The following is a 17,358-nucleotide window of genomic DNA, read 5'->3' on the forward strand; positions in this document are numbered from 1 at the left end:
ACCGGGAATTTCCTAATAGTTCCCGATGCATTTTCTTTATTTCTCTCTATATATTTTTCTTTTTTATTTCTTACTGCGATATGCTTCTGCTTCCCAGTGTGTGATAAAATATGTGATCTCATCAGTCATCTGCAGCGGACCGCCAAAGCTCTCTGCATACACTGCAAGCTTGATCGCATCCTTTACCAGAAGCTGTGCCTTTGCTGCCTTTCCTTTGTCATCTTCCATGATAAATGCGCCAACGCCCTGTACCAGGATCAGTCTTGGCTCTTTATCATGCTCTGCCATAAATGCATCCATCGCATTTTTCGCCTCATCAATATTTTCTACAAATAACGGATAAGGTCCGCAATATACAATATGATCCGGAGTAAACGGCTTCAGAAGAGGTGCCGCAGCAGTTTTATCTTTTACAAAATGATCCGCCTCCGCAGCCGGTACGACTTCCACCGCATGTCCAAGCAGACTGGAAAGCTTCTGTGCTGCCTGCTCTTTTTCAGGTGTAACTGCATCACTTACATCCGCAATTCTCTTTACCTGCTTTTCCAGCTTTCCGATCACACCATCGAATAAAACGCCGATCTCCTCTACAGTATCAGCCGCAACAAAAATTCCGTGATTCTGAAGCAGAAGAACCTGCACGTCTTTTCCTGTTTCTTCTTTATAGGCATTCATTTTCTCGAAGCAGATGCGGGCAAGTGTGTATCCCGGTTTGCAGATATCGATCCAGAGTACATCTTTTCCAAGAAGCTCTTCGCAAAGAGCCTTTGCGCCCTTTCCGCAGGTCAGTCCATTGATAAGTGTCGGATGAACATGCAGGACATACGTATAGGCAAACAGATTGTGGAGCAGTGCTTCCACGCTGGGACGTTTGGTTTTATCCTCATCGGTCACTGCCGCCATTACATCTGCAAGATATGCAGATTCACGCTTCACATCATCCGCCGGATATTCCGTTTTCATGATCTCATTCAGACGGGCTCTGTCCATTTTGACAAATTCCTCTGCCTTAATGGTAGCAAGCTGTGTACCGGATCCCTTTACATACAGTGTTGTATCGTCTTTTACAGAAGTATTACCGCCTCCTGCCAGAACATAGGCCGGATTGCTTCCGTAAGTGTTTGACATTTTTACCAAAGTTGAAAGCTCCATAAGTAAAATTCCTCCCTGTTGTGTCATTATATAATTTTTCCATATATTTATAGTACACGATACAAAGTGAATTATCTATATGAATATTTTTTCCAAAATTAGTACTTTCGTATCCTTTTTTTATTTTTCCAAATGTAATATCTATGCATCTTGTGCATCTACTCTTTCCAAAGGAAATGATCTGTTTCTGCTTTTCATATTTTTTCCAATTCTCATCATCTCACGTCAGCAGTTCAAAGGTATGATACAGATCCACCTTCCCATACCCCCACTCCGGGTTTGGGTACTGCATGTTTTCTTCTCTTCTTGCGCCTCTCTGCAGATAATATTTCACGCTGCTCCCGGTAAAAAACGGCTGGTTATCCCGTATGATCGCCCATTCAAACAGAAGTGCCGCGATGCCGGCGGTCTGTGCGGCGGAGATACTAGTTCCGGAGCGGGTTCCAAAGTCGCCTCGTACCAGCGGCACTTTTACGTTAACGCCAGGAGCTGCCAGATGTGGAGTGATCATGCCATCTGGCGTATAGCCTCTGCCTGCTGCAATGTAGATGCTTCCGTCACGATGCTGGTAGGCAGTTGCCGTAATGCTGTTCCTGGCGTCTCCCGGCGCTGTCACCGTGGTATAGGGGGATGGTTCCAGAAAATAGGTATCCTGGGAGATCAGCCCTTCCACAGGAAGCCATATATGGAACTGTACGTTCTGTTGATTTCTTGCCTGGGTAAAAATTTTCCAGATACCGGACGCCGGATGGAAAAATCGGATATACACCAGGGAATATCCGGTCTGACGCTCGATCAAGATATAATTCACATACACCTTTGTTTCCACAAAAACAAATGACAGCTCCTGGGTTCTGGAACCTATGGAACTGCTGACTTCCAGTATCTCACCGGTTGGTGACTGGATGGAAAGCTCATAGATTTCCGGCGGTTCTCCCCAGAATTCTATGGTAAAGCCCTGCTCTCTTTCCGCTACACGGAGTTCTGTCACGATCTGTTCCCTTCCCTGAGAAAAAATCCCCGTACTGTGGTTTCTTGTATTTCCTTCGTTTCCTGCTGCCACAGATACGGATACCTGAGAAAAATTTGCCACATAGTCCACATACTGGCTTAACGCATTGGTCCCCAGATGCGCGCCCTGGCTGCTTCCGATCCCCAGGCAGATAGAAAGTGGCATCTTCAGCTTTTTGGCCTGGGAAATCGCAAAAGCAATGGCCATCATCACATCATTTTCCTGAAAAGCTTCTGCCTCCGGAGGATAAAGATAAAAATTCCGGAGATATTGCTTTGCCGGCTTTACCTTGATGATGATCAGGGTTGCCTCCGGCGCTGCTCCGGTAAAATTTTCTCCGGGTACCATATTTCCGGCAGCAATACCCGCCAGTGCCGTGCCATGGCCGTTGGTATCTCTGGATGGCACGATGGCAAACGGCTCCTCGGAAGCCAGTGCCCGGTCGATATCCTTTTTCCGAAATAATTTGCCATATGGAACTTCTGTATCTGCTATATCATCCCCCGGCAAATTATCTGCATCTCCATTTTCAGCTTCCAACTCCCGTCCAGACTGATTTTGTTCTTCCTCTTCTATGGACTGATCCCATAAATAAGCGATTCTGGAGCCGCCTGCATTTCGAAACACTTCATTCTGATAATCAATCCCCGAATCGATCACCGCCACCGCAGTACCTTTTCCACGCAGCTTCAGATAAGGGTGATCGTGCAACCTGTTGATCCCTGATTCCCCTGCTGCCTCCATATCCATGTAGGTATAGCATTTCGGGATCGAATTATAGGAGGTTCCCGTGACCTCAATTTCTCCCATACTTTCCAGCGGAACATAAAGAACCCCGAAAATTTCATTGATCGCCCTAAAAGATGCCCCCGGAAAAAGTTCCATAGTATCCTGGACATTCTGCATATATTTCACGATAAAATCCCCGAAGCGCTGACTCTGTGCCGGATTTTCCGTCTGCGCTCCGGGGATCTTATCCTCTGTTTTCATATTTGGTTCAAAATCTTCTTTTCTGAGCATGACAGGCCTGCTTTCGCCTTTTTCATAGATGTATGCAGCGAAAACCTGTCCTTATACCACTATTGTCCAACTTTTTCCTGATACATGGGACTTCCCTGATCCATTTAAACACTGCTCTTGCTATCTCTTTTTTTCCTGATCCGTATCAGCAGCACGATCCCCGCAATCCCTGTAAAAATACTGATAAACTGGGAAGTCGACAAAATTCCCACACTTCCACGGATAATATCCCCACGGAAAAACTCGATCACAAACCGTCCAATGCTATAAAAGATCAGATAACAGGCAGTAACCTGACCATCTTCTTTTTTGTTCCGTGCGATCAGCAACAACAAAAGAAAATGCAGAAAATCCAGTCCGCTGGAATACAACTGCGTCGGGATCAGCGCCACGTGATTGGGCGCATATTCGGAATTCTGAAATATCACAGAAAAAACACTCTCTGTCTCTTTTCCATAACAGCAGCCCGCCAGGAAACATCCGATCCGTCCAAATCCCTGGGCCAGTGCCACAGATGGCAGGATCACATCCGCGTATTTAAAAAATACAAGCTTTCTGATCCTGCAATACAGAAGCCCCGTCAGTATCCCGCCGATGATACCGCCAAACACCACAAAACCGGAGCTTAAAGTTTCCATTATAAATCCCGGATCCTGAACAATTGATTTCCACTCTGTGATCCAGAAGAGAAGCTTTGCACAGAAAAATCCACCCACCAGGCACCACAGGATCATTGGAAAGATCTGTTCACTGTCAAGCTTCTGTTTTCCGGCTCTGTATTCTGCAGTCAGGCAGCCTGCCACAATTCCAATGGCGATCATCAGACCATAACCGTATACCGTAAATGGCCCGATGGTAAGAAGTTCATTTTTCATCGGTTTCCTCCTGTTATCTCATTCTTATTTCCGTCATGATCTTCGCTCCCGTATGCGGACAGAAAACACTCCAGCAATGTAGCATTGGCCCGGTCATTCAAGGCGCTGTTTCCAGATTCTGCTACATCACATTCACCACAGATATCCACGCCCAGGATTCCCTCTGCACATATTTCTCTGACTCTCTTCAGACATTCCAGCATCGTATCCAGGCGCATATCCCCCTGGCTCCAGTTCGTGTCCGCATCATCCTTGCAGAGAACATCTTTATCCACAGAAATGTACAGCGGCAGCTTTCCCACATGCTTGCTTACAAACGCACACACCTGCGCCTCTTCCATTTCCAGAAGCTTCTCTCTGCTCAAGAATTCCACCTTTTCCTGAATCTCCGATTCCACTCTGGAAAAAGCTTCCTCATCCGGGCCGATCAGGATCACCCTTTTAAGCAATGGAAGTTCCATAACAGAATCGTAGATCCATCCTCCGCAGGAAAGCAGACCTCCGAATGCCGGCGGCTGCATATCCGTGTGATTGTCAAATACAAGAAGCGAGAAAGGCTCCGATATCTTTTCCAGCCAGATCCTTGTCATATAGTGATAGTTTCCGGAATCAATAAAATGGATCCCTCCGGAAGAATAAGGGGCAATACGGCTGCGAATGGCATTCATCGCATCCTCATCACAGTAGCAGTTGGTTCCGGGAATGTCCCTGGCCTCCACCCGGGATACTTCTTTTCCCCTCCAGAACTGCTGATCCTCATATATTCCGGAAAAATCCATCATCAGTATCTTTATATTTTTATCTGTATTTTTCATGTGCACATCTTACCACGGAATGGCAGATGATGCAAGAGAAGGGTCAGTCCTTCCACTCTTCCAGTTCTTCATCGGAACCGTCCAGAAGATCCTTCAGGCTGCCGGTTTCCGCCTGGTCTTTGCCTACAGCCCAGAGCTTCATTTCCACATTCTCCGGTTCTTTTTCCCAGCGGGAATTCTTCTGCTTTTGCTCTTCTTCCGGTTCTGTGGATTCTTCTGTCTCTTTTCTGTCCGCAGAATATCCGTCTGCATCCTGCGCCGGCATAGCCGCTGTAGTCTCTGCTGTAGTTTCTGTTGGATATTCTGTTTCCTTCCCACTCTGCTGCTCACTCGGCGCGTTTTCATCCTGGGTTCTTGTATCATTTGGCACATCCATATCTGCCGTTTCATTTACAGCATCTGAACTGTCTGCACCAGAATCTTCCTTCTCTGTCTCCGCTTTTTTTGCGATCTTTCGAAGCCCCAGCTTCATAATAATATAGAATACGATATCCGCAGCTCCGTCACACACCAGCACCCAGCCGGAAAAGATCAGCAGAGTCATGATCTTCGGAAATCTTCCAAACAGCATCACGATTCCAAGTGCAATGAAAACAAGACTTCCGATCAGAAGCACGCTCCATGCGCCGTTTCCTCCTTTTTTCAGAAGGAAGGCTCCTTTAAACTTCCACAGACTGTCAACCAGTACAAATGCGCTGAGCATCCATGGAAGCAGTTTGATCACAATGGACGGTGTCATAAAAAGAAACACCCCCAGCACAAAAACAACCACACCACTTAGAAGATCCATGATCGTAGCTTTCGCTTTTCCACGTATGTAAATATAGATATGATAAATGCCAGCTCCGATGAGGATCAGCCCGAATACTACTTTGCAGATCACGTCCACCGTCTGCGTGGGGATCAGGATCAGGCAAAGTCCCAGCAGTATATAAAATACTGAGGAGATGATCTCACCCTTTAGAATGTTGTTGATTTTTTCACCCATGTTCCTTCATACCTCCTCTGTTATTTCAACAGTATAGCTCTTTTCCACTGGTCAGTCCACCCTGAACCGTCAAAAAAATTTCTTTTTTCCAGAAAAATATTCTTATAATTCAATACAGCCCGAAGGACTTTTCCGGCGTCATTTCGCCTTGTTCCTTCAGGCTGTATTTTACTTTTTATGTTTCTTCTTTTTTGTCATAAGACCACCGATCCGTCCGGTTTCTTTTGCAGAAAGGCTTTTCCACCCGTCTTTGATCACTTTATCCAGAACTCCCATCTCATCGGCAATCTCGTATTTCAATTTTTCCGCCTGGGAAAGCTTTCCCTCAAGATATGCTTTTACTTCTTTCTCCCTGTTCATCTTCCACACTCCTCATCTTTTTTATGGAGTATGGACAATTTCCGGATAAATTATGCATTCTGAAAAATATGTCCGTCCTTTATGGGTACTGTCATTTTTAATCCGGGATAATGATCGCCGCAATGATATACGCCAGGATTCCAGCTCCGCCCATCAGCGTGATGATTACCCATACCAGCCGGACAAGAGTCGGATCGATATTAAAGTATTCCGCAATTCCGCCGCAGACACCACATAACATACGGTTTACTGATGATTTGTATAGTTTTTTGTTACTCATAATGCTTCCTCCTTTAGTCTTCTTCAAATTCAACCTGAACGTTTCCCATTCCGCAATCCAGTTTTATATTTTTCGTGGCACCTTCATTTGTGATCTGTTTATTTCCGGAAGTAATGGATGTTTCCAGAGAATCATCCACCTCCAGATTTCCAAGACCACATTTCAGCTCATAATTATACTCAGCAGCTTTTCCTGTAAGTGTAAGCTCCATATCTCCCATACCACAGCTTCCTTTTAAATTCTCCACCTGAAGTTCACTGATGTCAGCAGTTCCCACTCCGACTGTAAAATCTGCTTCCTTTATATCCAGGCTGCCGGAATTTTCAATGGTTCCGGCCCCCACATTTACTTCCATCTGCTCCGCTTTAAAATCACCATCCAGTTCGATGGTTCCGGCTCCCATCTGAAGTTTTATCTTATGAAAGCTTAAGTTTTCCGGGCAAAAAATTTCTATGGAACGGTTTCTCACTTTTTGATTGCTTGCAATTCTCAGACTACCGTTGTCATTGCTGATCTGAATGCGATTGTGATCCTTCCCTGAAACTTTCACCTGAACTTTATCCTCATTCCATGTTTTCAAAACCAGTTCTTCGTATCTCAGATCACAGAAAAGATCTGACACAGCCGAGGCCTCATATACTTTCGTATATGCGGAACTGTCTGCACTGTCTGCCAGAACGCCCTTCTCAGTTACCGCGCTCTCTGCAGCTGCCTGAAAATCGTCCTCCTGCTCATCCATATCTTCCTCGGAATCTTCCACTTCCCAGCTGTCTTCATGATCCAGAACACGAAGCACCTGCGTGATTCCATGATCCAGAACACTCACATCTCCCATAGTCGCTCCCATGGCAGCTCCGCCGGCAGTAAGTCCCAGGCCTGCTACACCGAATACTGCTGCAAGGATCAGAATTACCTTCAGAAAACGTTTCATACTTTTTCCGCCTTTCTTCCATTCAGGAGATTGCTGCAGAATCCCGTAAATTTCCGCAGGATCGCAGGCAATATCTTACCTGTAAACCACACCGTCAGTAACAGTAACAAAAGTCCAAGTGCCATCATCAGGCATCCGATACCGATAGTCAGGATTCCGGCCGGCGGAAGAGACACCGTCATGGCAATCCCAACAACAATGCACGCAACTGCACCGATCACAAGGATGATCGATCCCGCTCCTGCAAAAAATGTCAGCAGGAAAGGCAGCAATGCCAGTGTCACCAAAATCCCCAGTACTCCGCCAAATAATCCTTTTATCAGAGGAGCCGCAAAAACAAGAACGATCAGCGCAAGAATGATTCCTGCCTTATTCTGCTTTTTCTCTGCGTGATAGCCGCGCTGGGCACGTCTTTTCCTGCGGTCTTCGAAATTTTCTGTATTTCCCGTATCACGATGGGCCTCTCCCTGTCCATTTCCGTATACGGTTACTTCTGTATAATGGTCCGGCATTTCCCCGTTCTCTTTCACACGGGTATCCTGATATCCGTTCTCTGTGTATTCCCCGTAATCTTCACTGTTCTCCTGAAGATCTGCCTTAATGATCGCAGCAACCTTCCCCGGATTTCCCAGTTCCCGGATCACTTCTCCTTCATTCTCAGGACCTGCATCATCAAAATATCCTTCATAATATTCCAGTGCTTCCTGTCTCTCTGCCTCTGAAATATCGGAAAGCAGCCGTTCAAGCTGTTCCATAAACTGCTTTCTGTTCATAATCAAACTCCCTCCTCAAACATCCTGGTGATCTTGGATGAATAGATCTCCCATTCACTTCTGTAAAGATTCAGCTGCGCTGCGCCCTTATCTGTCAGCTTATAATATTTCCGGTTTCTGCCTGCATATTCCATATTGTAGGCTTCCAGACATTCATCCTTCTGAAGCCTGCGAAGGACCGGATACAGCGTAGATTCTGAAACCTCCAGAACACTTCGCACATCCTGGGTGATCTTGTACCCGTAGGTACCGTCCTTCTCTCTGGAAATAACAGCCAGGACGATCGCATCCAGGAGGGCTGCTCCTGTATTAAATACCATCTGCTCACCTCTCTATGACCTGTAAAACGGACATTCACATTCCGTCTTACTACATGCTGATGAACGCGATCACTTCACGATCCAACGCTCACATGATAAGTCATGTAATATTGTTCTGTGAATAATACTATATATCGTATAATATAGTTTTGTCAATAGTATTTAGAAAAATCCCTCTATACTTTATAATATTTTTCGGAAACCACTCTTTTCACACAATATCCGAGAGAGTCAAGTTTATATTATGGAGGAAATTATGACAGATTCAGATAAAATACAGACATTACCGCTTCCTTTTCTGGAGCGTATGAAAGAAATGCTGGGAGATGATTATGATGCTTTCCTGAAAAGCTACAAAAATCCCCGCACCTACGGTCTACGTGTAAACACCGCCAAGCTCTCCTGCCAGGATTTTCAGGCGCTTTCCCCTTTCCCTATCCGGCCGATCCCGTGGATCAATACCGGATACTTCTACGAGGAGGAAAGCCGCCCTGCACGATGTCCTTACTACCAGGCGGGCCTTTATTATCTTCAGGAACCAAGTGCCATGACACCAGCTTCCAGGCTTCCTATCGAACCTGGAGATTTTGTCCTGGATCTCTGTGCAGCTCCCGGAGGAAAAGCCACTGCCCTGGGTGCAGCCTTAAATGACACCGGATTTCTCCTTGCCAACGATATCAGTACTTCCAGAGCCAGAGCCCTTCTTAGGAATCTGGAGCTTTTTGGCATGAAAAATATGCTCGTCACCGACGAAAAGCCCGCCAAACTTGCCCAGCGTTTTCCTGCTTTCTTCAATAAGATCCTTCTGGACGCTCCATGCTCCGGGGAAGGCATGTTCCGAAAAGAGGAAGCCCTTGCCCGCGACTGGACACCGGAAAAATCTGCTGAGCTTTCTGATATCCAGAAAGACCTGGTCTTAAAAGCTGCCGATATGCTCCGTCCGGGCGGAATGCTGCTTTATTCCACCTGCACTTTTTCCCCATGTGAAGACGAAGAAGTGGTAGCCTATCTTCTCAGACAACGCCCGGATATGGAACTTATGGAAATGCCAGGATATGAAGGCTTCTCCAGCGGCCGCCCGGAATATGCCGGCACAGCAGACACTTCCGATTCCGAAATCGCGTTAAGCTTAAATGCATTTAATCCGGAAGAACTTCAAAAATGCGTCCGAATCTTTCCACACAAAATGGATGGCGAAGGTCATTTTCTCGCCCTGTTCCGCAAAAAAGGTGACTCTCTTCCACCTGTTTTCCGCTTTTCCGCAAAAGGACCGGACAAAAATACCCGGAAATGGCTGGAGGAATTTTTCTCTGAGATCGGCCTGAAAACCATTGGCGGTCAGGAATTTGACTGGAACCGTGTGGAAGTCCGCAAAGATAAAGTATACTATCAGCTGCCCTTCCCTCTGGATCTCCGCGGAATCTCCTTTCTTCGAAACGGCCTCTACCTGGGTGATCTGAAGAAAAACCGTTTTGAGCCGTCTCAGCCTCTGGCGCTGGCGCTTCACAAAGGAGATGTGGAAGCAGTTATCTCCCTGCCGGTTTCTGATGAACGGCTTACCCGTTATCTGAAAGGCGAAACTCTTATGATCGAGCCGGAAGAGGCCGCTCACAAAAAAGGCTGGCACCTTCTCTGTGTGGACGGTTATCCTCTCGGCTTCGGAAAGCTTGTAAACGGAATCCTGAAAAACAAATATCCTGCTGGCTGGAGAGTGTAATCTCTCCGCCGCAGGATATCTGCCCACATTAACATATCATTTCATTTTCAGATCAGAGACTGAACGCTTCTCCAAGAGTAAACGAATAAATATACCGTTCCTTCACCTTCCGGCCTGTCATCCGTTCCAGCGCCTGGGCGTAATCCTCCAGCTGTACATGATAACGGTCGATCAGCTTCTGTTCTTCTCCACGTCTCACAAAGTCCGTTTTATAATCCACCAGAACGATTTCTTCATCCTCTATAAAATACGCATCAATGATTCCCTGTACCAGAACATTTTCCTCACACTGCCACTGCGGATCGAGCTCCGAAGCTTTTCTTGCGATCACAAAAGGCTGCTCCCGGAACAGAAGTCTCTTCTCTGAAGCTGCTTTCATCCGCTGTCCGAGAGGTGCTTCCACAAAATTCCAGATATCCTTTACCCGGACCGACTCAGCCTCTTTTCTTTCCATCTTCCTGGCGTCAACCCATTCTCTCAGCTGTCTGCGAATCTCATCCCTGTTTGCTGTCTTCTGATAGTCCAGGCATTCCATTACACGATGATAAGCCGTTCCACGAAGTGCTCCTGTATATCCTTCCTCTTTCTTCTCCTCGATAAATCGGGGAACCAGCGGCTGGATCTCTTCTTCCGTCTCATAATCCACCGTTTCTTCCAGATCCTGCTCACTGTGGTAGCTTCGCTTTTTCAGTTCTGATACACTCACCTTCACAGGAAGATCTTCCAGATATTGATAGGGATATACAAAGGAAAAACGTCTCTGGATCTCCTCCCGAATCTCACTGTCAAAAACTCTGCCCGGATTCCAGTTCTCCAGTGTTTCCTTCTTCATTTCCCGCTCTGCCTGTTCCATAACCTCACTTTCTGTCAGTTCCTGTGCTGTGACCCGTGTAACTTTGAATTCTGCCGGATCTTTGTACAGAGGATTTGCGGTATTCATAAAGATGCCATATTCATGAAATAATGGTGCCATGCAGCGATGCCTTGCCAGTGCCGGAAGCACATAATCCCAGTAAGTCTTCCCGCCAAGCCTCCTGCCCAGAGAAAGCAATGGTTCCTCACTGTCCCTTAATGCGGACAATTCCCCCAATTCCGGATGCAGGGCTCCAATAGTTCCACTGAGGATCAGTTTTTCCTTTGCACGTGTAAGCGCTACATAAAGTACCCTCAGCTCCTCTCCGAGGCTTTCCATCAGGAGCGCTCTCCGTATGATCTGCCTGCAAAGGGATGGAGCGATGATCCTCTTCTCCGGCAGGATCGCATCCGCACCGATCCCCAGCTCCGGATGGATCAGGATACTTGCGTTCATATCCCGGAAATTAAAGCGTTTTCCCATTCCTGCTGCAAACACTACCGGAAACTCCAGTCCCTTGCTCTTATGGATCGTCATGATCTGTACTGCACTTTCCCCGGTTCCGGAAAGATTTACCTCCCCGTAATCCACCTGATACTGCTGAAGCTTCTGGATATATCTTACAAAATTAAAAAGGCCTCGATAGCTTGTCTTCTCATATTCCATTGCCTTTTCCACAAGCATGTTCAGGTTTGCATTCCTCTGTTCACCATTTGGCATTGCCTTTGCATGGTCTCCATATCCGGTGCGTGCAAGTACCTCCAGGATCAGCTGATGGACCGGCGTGTAAGCCGCCTTATCACGAAGTGTATTCATGGTGTCCATAAAACAGGACAGCTTCTCTCCGAGGATTTTTTTGTTTTCCTCAGAGCTCCCATGCTTTCTGTAGTCCTCCACAAACCTGCACACACATTCATAGATCATTCCTTCCGGATATGCGATCCGAAGCTCAGCCAGCTCTTCTGTGGTACATCCAACGATCGGTGAACGCAGTACGCCGGTCATGGGAATATCCTGCAGCGGATTATCCAGGATCCGGAGATAATTCAGCAGTGTCACAACCTCTGTTGCAGAAAAATATCCGGTTCTGGAGGCCGTATATACCGGTATCCCTCTTGCACTCAAAACCTCCCCGAAGGTTTCAGCCCAGCCTGAAGCAGATCGGAGCAGGATCACGATATCTCCATATTGAAGAGGTCGATACTCTCCCGTTTCCTTATCCAGCACCCGTTCATGCCCTACCATAGATCGGATCCTTCCTGCAATGGCAAGGGCCTCCAGCTCTCTCTCATTCTCCGTTACTTCTTCATCCTCCTCTTCCAGCAGCGGACTGTATTTATCCACAAGAAGGATCTCTGTTTTTACAAATTCCGGATCCTGGCCTTCCGGAAAAGAAGCTCCGGGATACAGAGCTGCCGCCTCGTCGTAAGCAATTCCTCCCAGATCTTCCCCCATGATTTGCCGGAAAATAAAGTTGACACTTTCAAGGACTTCCGGTCTGCTTCGGAAATTTTTGTGCAGGTCGATCCGCTGTTCCGGACTGTCTTCCAGTGAATAGCTCTTATATTTTTCCATGAACAGTTCCGGACGGGCCAGACGAAAACGGTAGATGCTCTGCTTTACATCTCCTACCATAAAGATATTTTTGCGTTCATTGACCCAGCCGGAAACTGTCTGCATCAGGATTTCCTGAACCAGATTACTGTCCTGATACTCATCCAGCAGGACCTCATCATATTTTTCAGAAAGCTCTCTTGCCGCCTGGCTGGGCACATAGGTTTCTCCTTCCTTTTTCAGAAGGATGTCCAGGGCAAAATGTTCCATATCTGAAAAATCCAGAACATTTTTTTCACGCTTCTTTGCCTGGAAACGTTCTGCAAAATCCTTTGTCAGCTTTACCAGCATCTCCAGCGGTGGTGCAGATGCTTCTGTCAGTTCCGTCAGCTCAGCCAGATTTCCGTAAAAATATCGGATCCCCAGTTCCTTCAGATTATCTTTTGCATCTTCGCGAAGAGTTTTTACCAGATTTTTCAGCTGCTCCGATACTCCCTCCATTTTTTTTGAGGAAAGTCTTGCAAACTTCAGATTCCGGAGATTCTGCGCTATCTCATCATAATCCCTTTTAACGGACAGTTGTTTTAACTGCCGGATCAGTATCATATCCTTTTCCAGAGCCTCCAGATAAAGCTCCGGTCCATCCTGGAGCTGACAGGTCTTCATTGCGGTTTCTGTAAGCTCTTCCGCTTCTTTCAGTGCGCAGTCTGCAGCCTCCCACAGATATCGGAACCATCGCGTTCCCTCAAGACCTTTTTCCGGATCCAGATGATAATTCTCCACACAGCTGTCCAGCCATTTTTCGGGCCATGGATTACTCATCGCAGCATTATAAAGCTCCAGCACATGTTCCTTCAGTCCTTCATCCGTTTTTCCTGGCGCATAGCATTCCACAAATGCAGTAAAATCTGCCTTTCTTTCTGCATAATGATCTTCAAAAAGCTCCTTCAGCACATCTTCCTGCAAAAGCTTCAGTTCACCCTCATCTGCAGTCCGGTAACCCGGATCCAGTCCGATCAGATGAAAATAATTTCGGATCACATAGGCGCAAAAGCCGTCAATGGTAGTGATCTGTGCCGTATGGATCAACGTCATCTGTCTCTGCAGATGCTCATTATCCGGATCTTCAGCCAGTGCCTGATCCAGTCCTCGTTCGATACGTTCCCGCATCTCTCCCGCTGCCGCCCTTGTAAATGTCATGATCAGAAGACGGTCAATGTCCACCGGTTTCAAAGGATCCATGATCTTACTTAAGATCCTCTGCACCAGCACTGCAGTTTTACCGGAACCGGCTGCTGCGCTGACCAGAATATTCCGGTCCCGGAGCGTGATGACCTTTTTCTGCTCTTCAGTCCATTTCACTGCCATTCTCTTCCTCTCCCTTCATGATCTTTTTCCACAGTGCATCTTCTTCTATGGACGACAGCCTGTGAAACTCATATCCCGGTATCTTCCTGTCGAAGCCGCACACAGTAAGATACGGACAATATGTGCAGGCATTCTTTTTTCCAAGTTCATAGGGTTCCACTGCCGCATTTCCATCCAGGATCGATTCCCTGATGTCACAGATCTTTCTCCGCACATACGCTCCCAGAGCATCAAACTGCTTCCTTGAGGCAACAGAAGATCTTTTGCTGAAGCTTCCGTCCCGGTTCAGGGATACCGGTATGGAGGCCATAGTGCTGTCGATTTTGGTACTCATATTATCATCTGCCTGCACAAGCCCGTTCATTTTCATTTTCTTCAGCATCTGCTCATTGATGCTTTCCATATCCGCATGGATCTTCTCCTGTATCATAGGATCCTTCACATTATAATAAAACACACCGGCCGGAACGATCTCGCGATCCGGATACTTCCGTTTTTCCACCTGTAATGCTCCATCCAGATAGACCATCAGCTGAAGCTGAAGGCCATGATACAACGCCAGCAGATCAAACGAAGTATTTCCGGTTTTATAATCGATCACCTTCACATAGACCCGGTTGTTCTCCGGTTCTTCCATGATATCCACACGGTCGATCCTTCCGCCCTGAAACCTCACCTCAAATCCTTCCGGCCGGAATGCTCCATGCTTCAGCTGTTCCTGCAAAGCCCACACGGTACGCCGCAAAATACGTCTGGTCCGTTCGATCATATATTCATTTCTCGCACTGCTTTTAAGGATCGTATTTCCGTAATCTGCGGAAACCTGATCCAGACAGCTGTCTATGATACGGTTTCGCTCTTCCTCCGTAAGCTCTGCCCAGTCCAGTCCCTCTTTTCGGACTTCCGCCGCAAATTTTTCCAGTGCCATATGCATGACATTTCCCATATCCATAGCCCGGAACTCATACTCTGCACGTTCTGTAACCTTCAGTCCATACTGCAGAAAATGTGCAAATGCACAGGCCGCAAAACGCTCCAGCCGGGTAGCACTGTACGGGGAAATTTCTCCATAGAGGATCTTTGCCACTGTTTTTCCGATCTTGTCTGACGGTCGTTCTGAAAAAGATGCCTCTGTAAGTTTTTTTACAAGGATCCTGTATTCCGGGCTCTGAAGATACCAGCTGTACAGTTCCTGGAAGACCGCATTATCCTGGTAAGCCTCTCCTGCAAGCCCTCTCAGGAAATAATCCAGGCTGATTCCCGGAAGCTCCAGTAATTCCATAGGTTCCTGCATATCTCCGCACTGCCGGATCTCCATTTCCGGAAACATCTCCCGGATATTACTGACAAGAAAGGCCGGACTCAGGGCTTTTCCCTGGCTGTCGGACTGACAGAAGGACAGACAGAGCAGTTCTCTTGGCTTGGTCATGTTCAGATACAGATAAAATCGCTGCATGTTCATCAGTTCCTTTGGCCCCGGTGCAAGCTGGATCCCCTGATCTTTAAAAAATTCTCTGTCAATCTCCGTAAGCATTCCTCCACCGGATGTATTCTTCGGAATATTCCCTTCATTTACTCCCACAAAAAACAGTGCACGGATATCCTTCAGCCTGGTTCTCTCCATATCTCCCACAAGTACCTGGTCCATACTTGGCGGGATCAGAGCCACCTTGGCCTGGTTCAGTCCTGTTTCCAGAAGCTGACGGAAATCCTGGCGGTTCACGGTTTCCTCTCCAAGGATCTCCACCATATTATCCAGAAGTTCCATAACAATTCCGTAGATCTGGGCATATTCCTTTTCCATGGCCTTGTCGCCCTGTTCCTTGAATTTCAGTTCCTGATGCTTCAGTTTCTGCTGCACCTGGCTCCGCACTGCAAACTCGTAGAGAAAAGTACAGTATTCCCGCACCGTCTTTTTCCCACCTTTAAAGCTTAGCGCAAGCTCTCTGGTCTCATCTGCGAACCGCTGCCGGATCTCATTAAGCCTCTGAATGCTTTCCGGCGGCATTCCCCGGTAAATACGCACCCACACTTCATCCCATTTCTTAAATCCACGGATACCAAGAGCCAGCACATAATTCTCCAGAAGGTCTGCTTCCTCCCTGGTCACACAGGACATTCCGCAGCGGAGATACCGGAATACACTCTCATAGGAAAAATCCTGTACTGCCATCTCAAGTGCTGCCCGGAAATATTCTACAAACGGATTCATCAGGACCGTATGCTTCTCATCAATGAAATATGGGATCCCTGCTGCTGTAAATACCTGCTTTGCAAGATTGCCATACTCCTCCAGGTTACCTGTGATCACGGCGATCTCACCGTAACGGCAGTCCTTTTCCCTTACAAGTCTGGCGATCCGGCGGGCAGCTTCTTCCATTTCCTTCTGCGGGTTCACTGCCGAAAACATGCAGATCTCATCCTGCGCTTTTTTATATATATTTTTTCGGTAACGGAAGATATTTTTTTCAAGGAAATGAAGGGCAGGTGCCTGGGAAAAGCGGGATTTTCCCACATCCTTCAAAAGAACCGGTGTCTCGATCTCCCTGGTCAGCTCCGAAAGCCCGTGGATCATCTGACGGCTCATATAAAAAAGCTGATAAGGTTTTCCTCTCATGCTCAGATTCTCATCCGCATCCATGGTCACCGTTACCATCACCTTCTCACAGACAGCAAGAAGTTCTCCCACAACACGCATCTGAATAGGCGTAAAACCGGTGTAACCATCCAGAAGGAGTACACTGTTTTTCATTTTTTTAGAAAACGGAAGAGCTTTTTCCAGCGCATCCATTACTTCTTCTCCTGTCATATAATGATTCTTCAGATATCCGGTAAATGCCTGGTAAAGAACAGCTACGTCTTTCAGCTTCATCTGAAGTAACGCTCTGTCACCGGAATCCTCGATCATCTCCTGGATCTCACTGTCCCGGATATCGTACTGCATAAACTCCGACAGGATAGACTTCACTTCATCCAGATATCCCGCTTTACGCATCTGACCTCCCAGATAGGAAAGCTCCTTTCCATGCTGCTGTACCATCTTCTGCAGCACCATACTCTTACCGGTTTCTTCCAGAAGGATGCGGCTGTCTCCTCCAACTTCCTCCAGAACACGGTATGCAAGACGCTCAAAGCTCAGGATATCAATATTCAGGATTCCCCTGCCCGGACTCATCTCCACCAGTGTCTTCTGGGTCTGCATGGTAAACTGCTCCGGCACGATCACATAAAAAAGCTTCTCAGGATGCAGCCCTGCCTGTTTTATGATATTCTGATAAGCATAACAGGATTTTCCGCTTCCGGAACTTCCTATGATAAACTGTAATGACATCTTCATCCT

Annotated in this window: 13 protein-coding genes; 1 reads left to right on the plus strand and 12 read right to left on the minus strand. The window is 47.0% G+C overall.

The genetic code is table 11. From position 1 onward, the window contains the following. Positions 1 to 63 precede the first annotated feature (63 nt). The 10 genes from NE671_RS07955 to NE671_RS08000 form a co-directional block, all read right to left on the minus strand. Positions 64 to 1,152: a class II aldolase/adducin family protein gene (locus NE671_RS07955; RefSeq protein WP_044961478.1), complete on the minus strand. Its 1,089-nt coding sequence runs from the start codon at positions 1,150 to 1,152 to the stop codon at positions 64 to 66. A 220-nt stretch (positions 1,153 to 1,372) separates the two neighbouring features. Beyond that, positions 1,373 to 3,184, minus strand: coding sequence for a S8 family peptidase (locus tag NE671_RS07960; protein WP_015527201.1), 1,812 nt, complete (start codon positions 3,182 to 3,184; stop codon positions 1,373 to 1,375). 104 nt (positions 3,185 to 3,288) lie between these two features. Continuing rightward, complete coding sequence (locus NE671_RS07965) at positions 3,289 to 4,059, minus strand: prolipoprotein diacylglyceryl transferase (RefSeq protein WP_129974660.1); 771 nt, start codon at positions 4,057 to 4,059, stop codon at positions 3,289 to 3,291. Further along, positions 4,056 to 4,874 carry an arginase family protein gene (locus NE671_RS07970; RefSeq protein WP_015527203.1) on the minus strand — a complete coding sequence of 273 codons (819 nt, stop codon included), beginning with the start codon at positions 4,872 to 4,874 and terminating at the stop codon, positions 4,056 to 4,058. The genes NE671_RS07965 and NE671_RS07970 overlap by 4 nt, the downstream gene beginning before the upstream one ends. Before the next feature lie 43 nt (positions 4,875 to 4,917). Next, a complete protein-coding gene (locus tag NE671_RS07975) occupies positions 4,918 to 5,862 on the minus strand; it encodes a DUF308 domain-containing protein (protein WP_129974661.1) in 945 nt (314 codons plus the stop codon). Between the two features lie 168 nt (positions 5,863 to 6,030). Next, the gene (locus NE671_RS07980; RefSeq protein ID WP_015527205.1) at positions 6,031 to 6,222 is read right to left on the minus strand and encodes a small, acid-soluble spore protein, alpha/beta type; all 192 of its coding nucleotides are present in this window, start codon (positions 6,220 to 6,222) and stop codon (positions 6,031 to 6,033) included. 97 nt (positions 6,223 to 6,319) lie between these two features. Next, positions 6,320 to 6,502: a PspC domain-containing protein gene (locus NE671_RS07985; RefSeq protein ID WP_015527206.1), complete on the minus strand. Its 183-nt coding sequence runs from the start codon at positions 6,500 to 6,502 to the stop codon at positions 6,320 to 6,322. A gap of 13 nt (positions 6,503 to 6,515) precedes the next feature. Next, complete coding sequence (locus NE671_RS07990; protein ID WP_129974662.1) at positions 6,516 to 7,433, minus strand: DUF4097 family beta strand repeat-containing protein; 918 nt, start codon at positions 7,431 to 7,433, stop codon at positions 6,516 to 6,518. Continuing rightward, complete coding sequence (locus tag NE671_RS07995) at positions 7,430 to 8,206, minus strand: DUF1700 domain-containing protein (protein WP_129974663.1); 777 nt, start codon at positions 8,204 to 8,206, stop codon at positions 7,430 to 7,432. Before NE671_RS07995 ends, NE671_RS07990 begins: the two co-directional genes overlap by 4 nt. A 2-nt stretch (positions 8,207 to 8,208) precedes the next feature. After that, positions 8,209 to 8,526 carry a PadR family transcriptional regulator gene (locus tag NE671_RS08000; protein ID WP_015527209.1) on the minus strand — a complete coding sequence of 106 codons (318 nt, stop codon included), beginning with the start codon at positions 8,524 to 8,526 and terminating at the stop codon, positions 8,209 to 8,211. Positions 8,527 to 8,782: 256 nt separating this feature from the next. Here NE671_RS08000 and NE671_RS08005 point away from each other — a divergent pair, with 256 nt between their 5' ends. Next, complete coding sequence (locus NE671_RS08005) at positions 8,783 to 10,243, plus strand: RsmF rRNA methyltransferase first C-terminal domain-containing protein (RefSeq protein WP_173722851.1); 1,461 nt, start codon at positions 8,783 to 8,785, stop codon at positions 10,241 to 10,243. Between the two features lie 52 nt (positions 10,244 to 10,295). Here NE671_RS08005 and addA read toward each other — a convergent pair whose 3' ends face one another. Continuing rightward, on the minus strand, positions 10,296 to 14,018 hold the full coding sequence (addA, locus tag NE671_RS08010; protein WP_256163846.1) for a helicase-exonuclease AddAB subunit AddA: 3,723 nt from the start codon (positions 14,016 to 14,018) through the stop codon (positions 10,296 to 10,298). Next, positions 13,999 to 17,349 (minus strand): helicase-exonuclease AddAB subunit AddB, encoded by a 3,351-nt coding sequence (gene addB / locus NE671_RS08015; RefSeq protein WP_256163847.1) that lies wholly within the window; start codon positions 17,347 to 17,349, stop codon positions 13,999 to 14,001. Before addB ends, addA begins: the two co-directional genes overlap by 20 nt. Positions 17,350 to 17,358 lie beyond the last annotated feature (9 nt).

The sequence above is a fragment of the Blautia sp. DFI.9.10 genome (assembly GCF_024461705.1).
Classification (GTDB): Bacteria; Bacillota; Clostridia; order Lachnospirales; family Lachnospiraceae; genus Blautia_A; species Blautia_A fusiformis.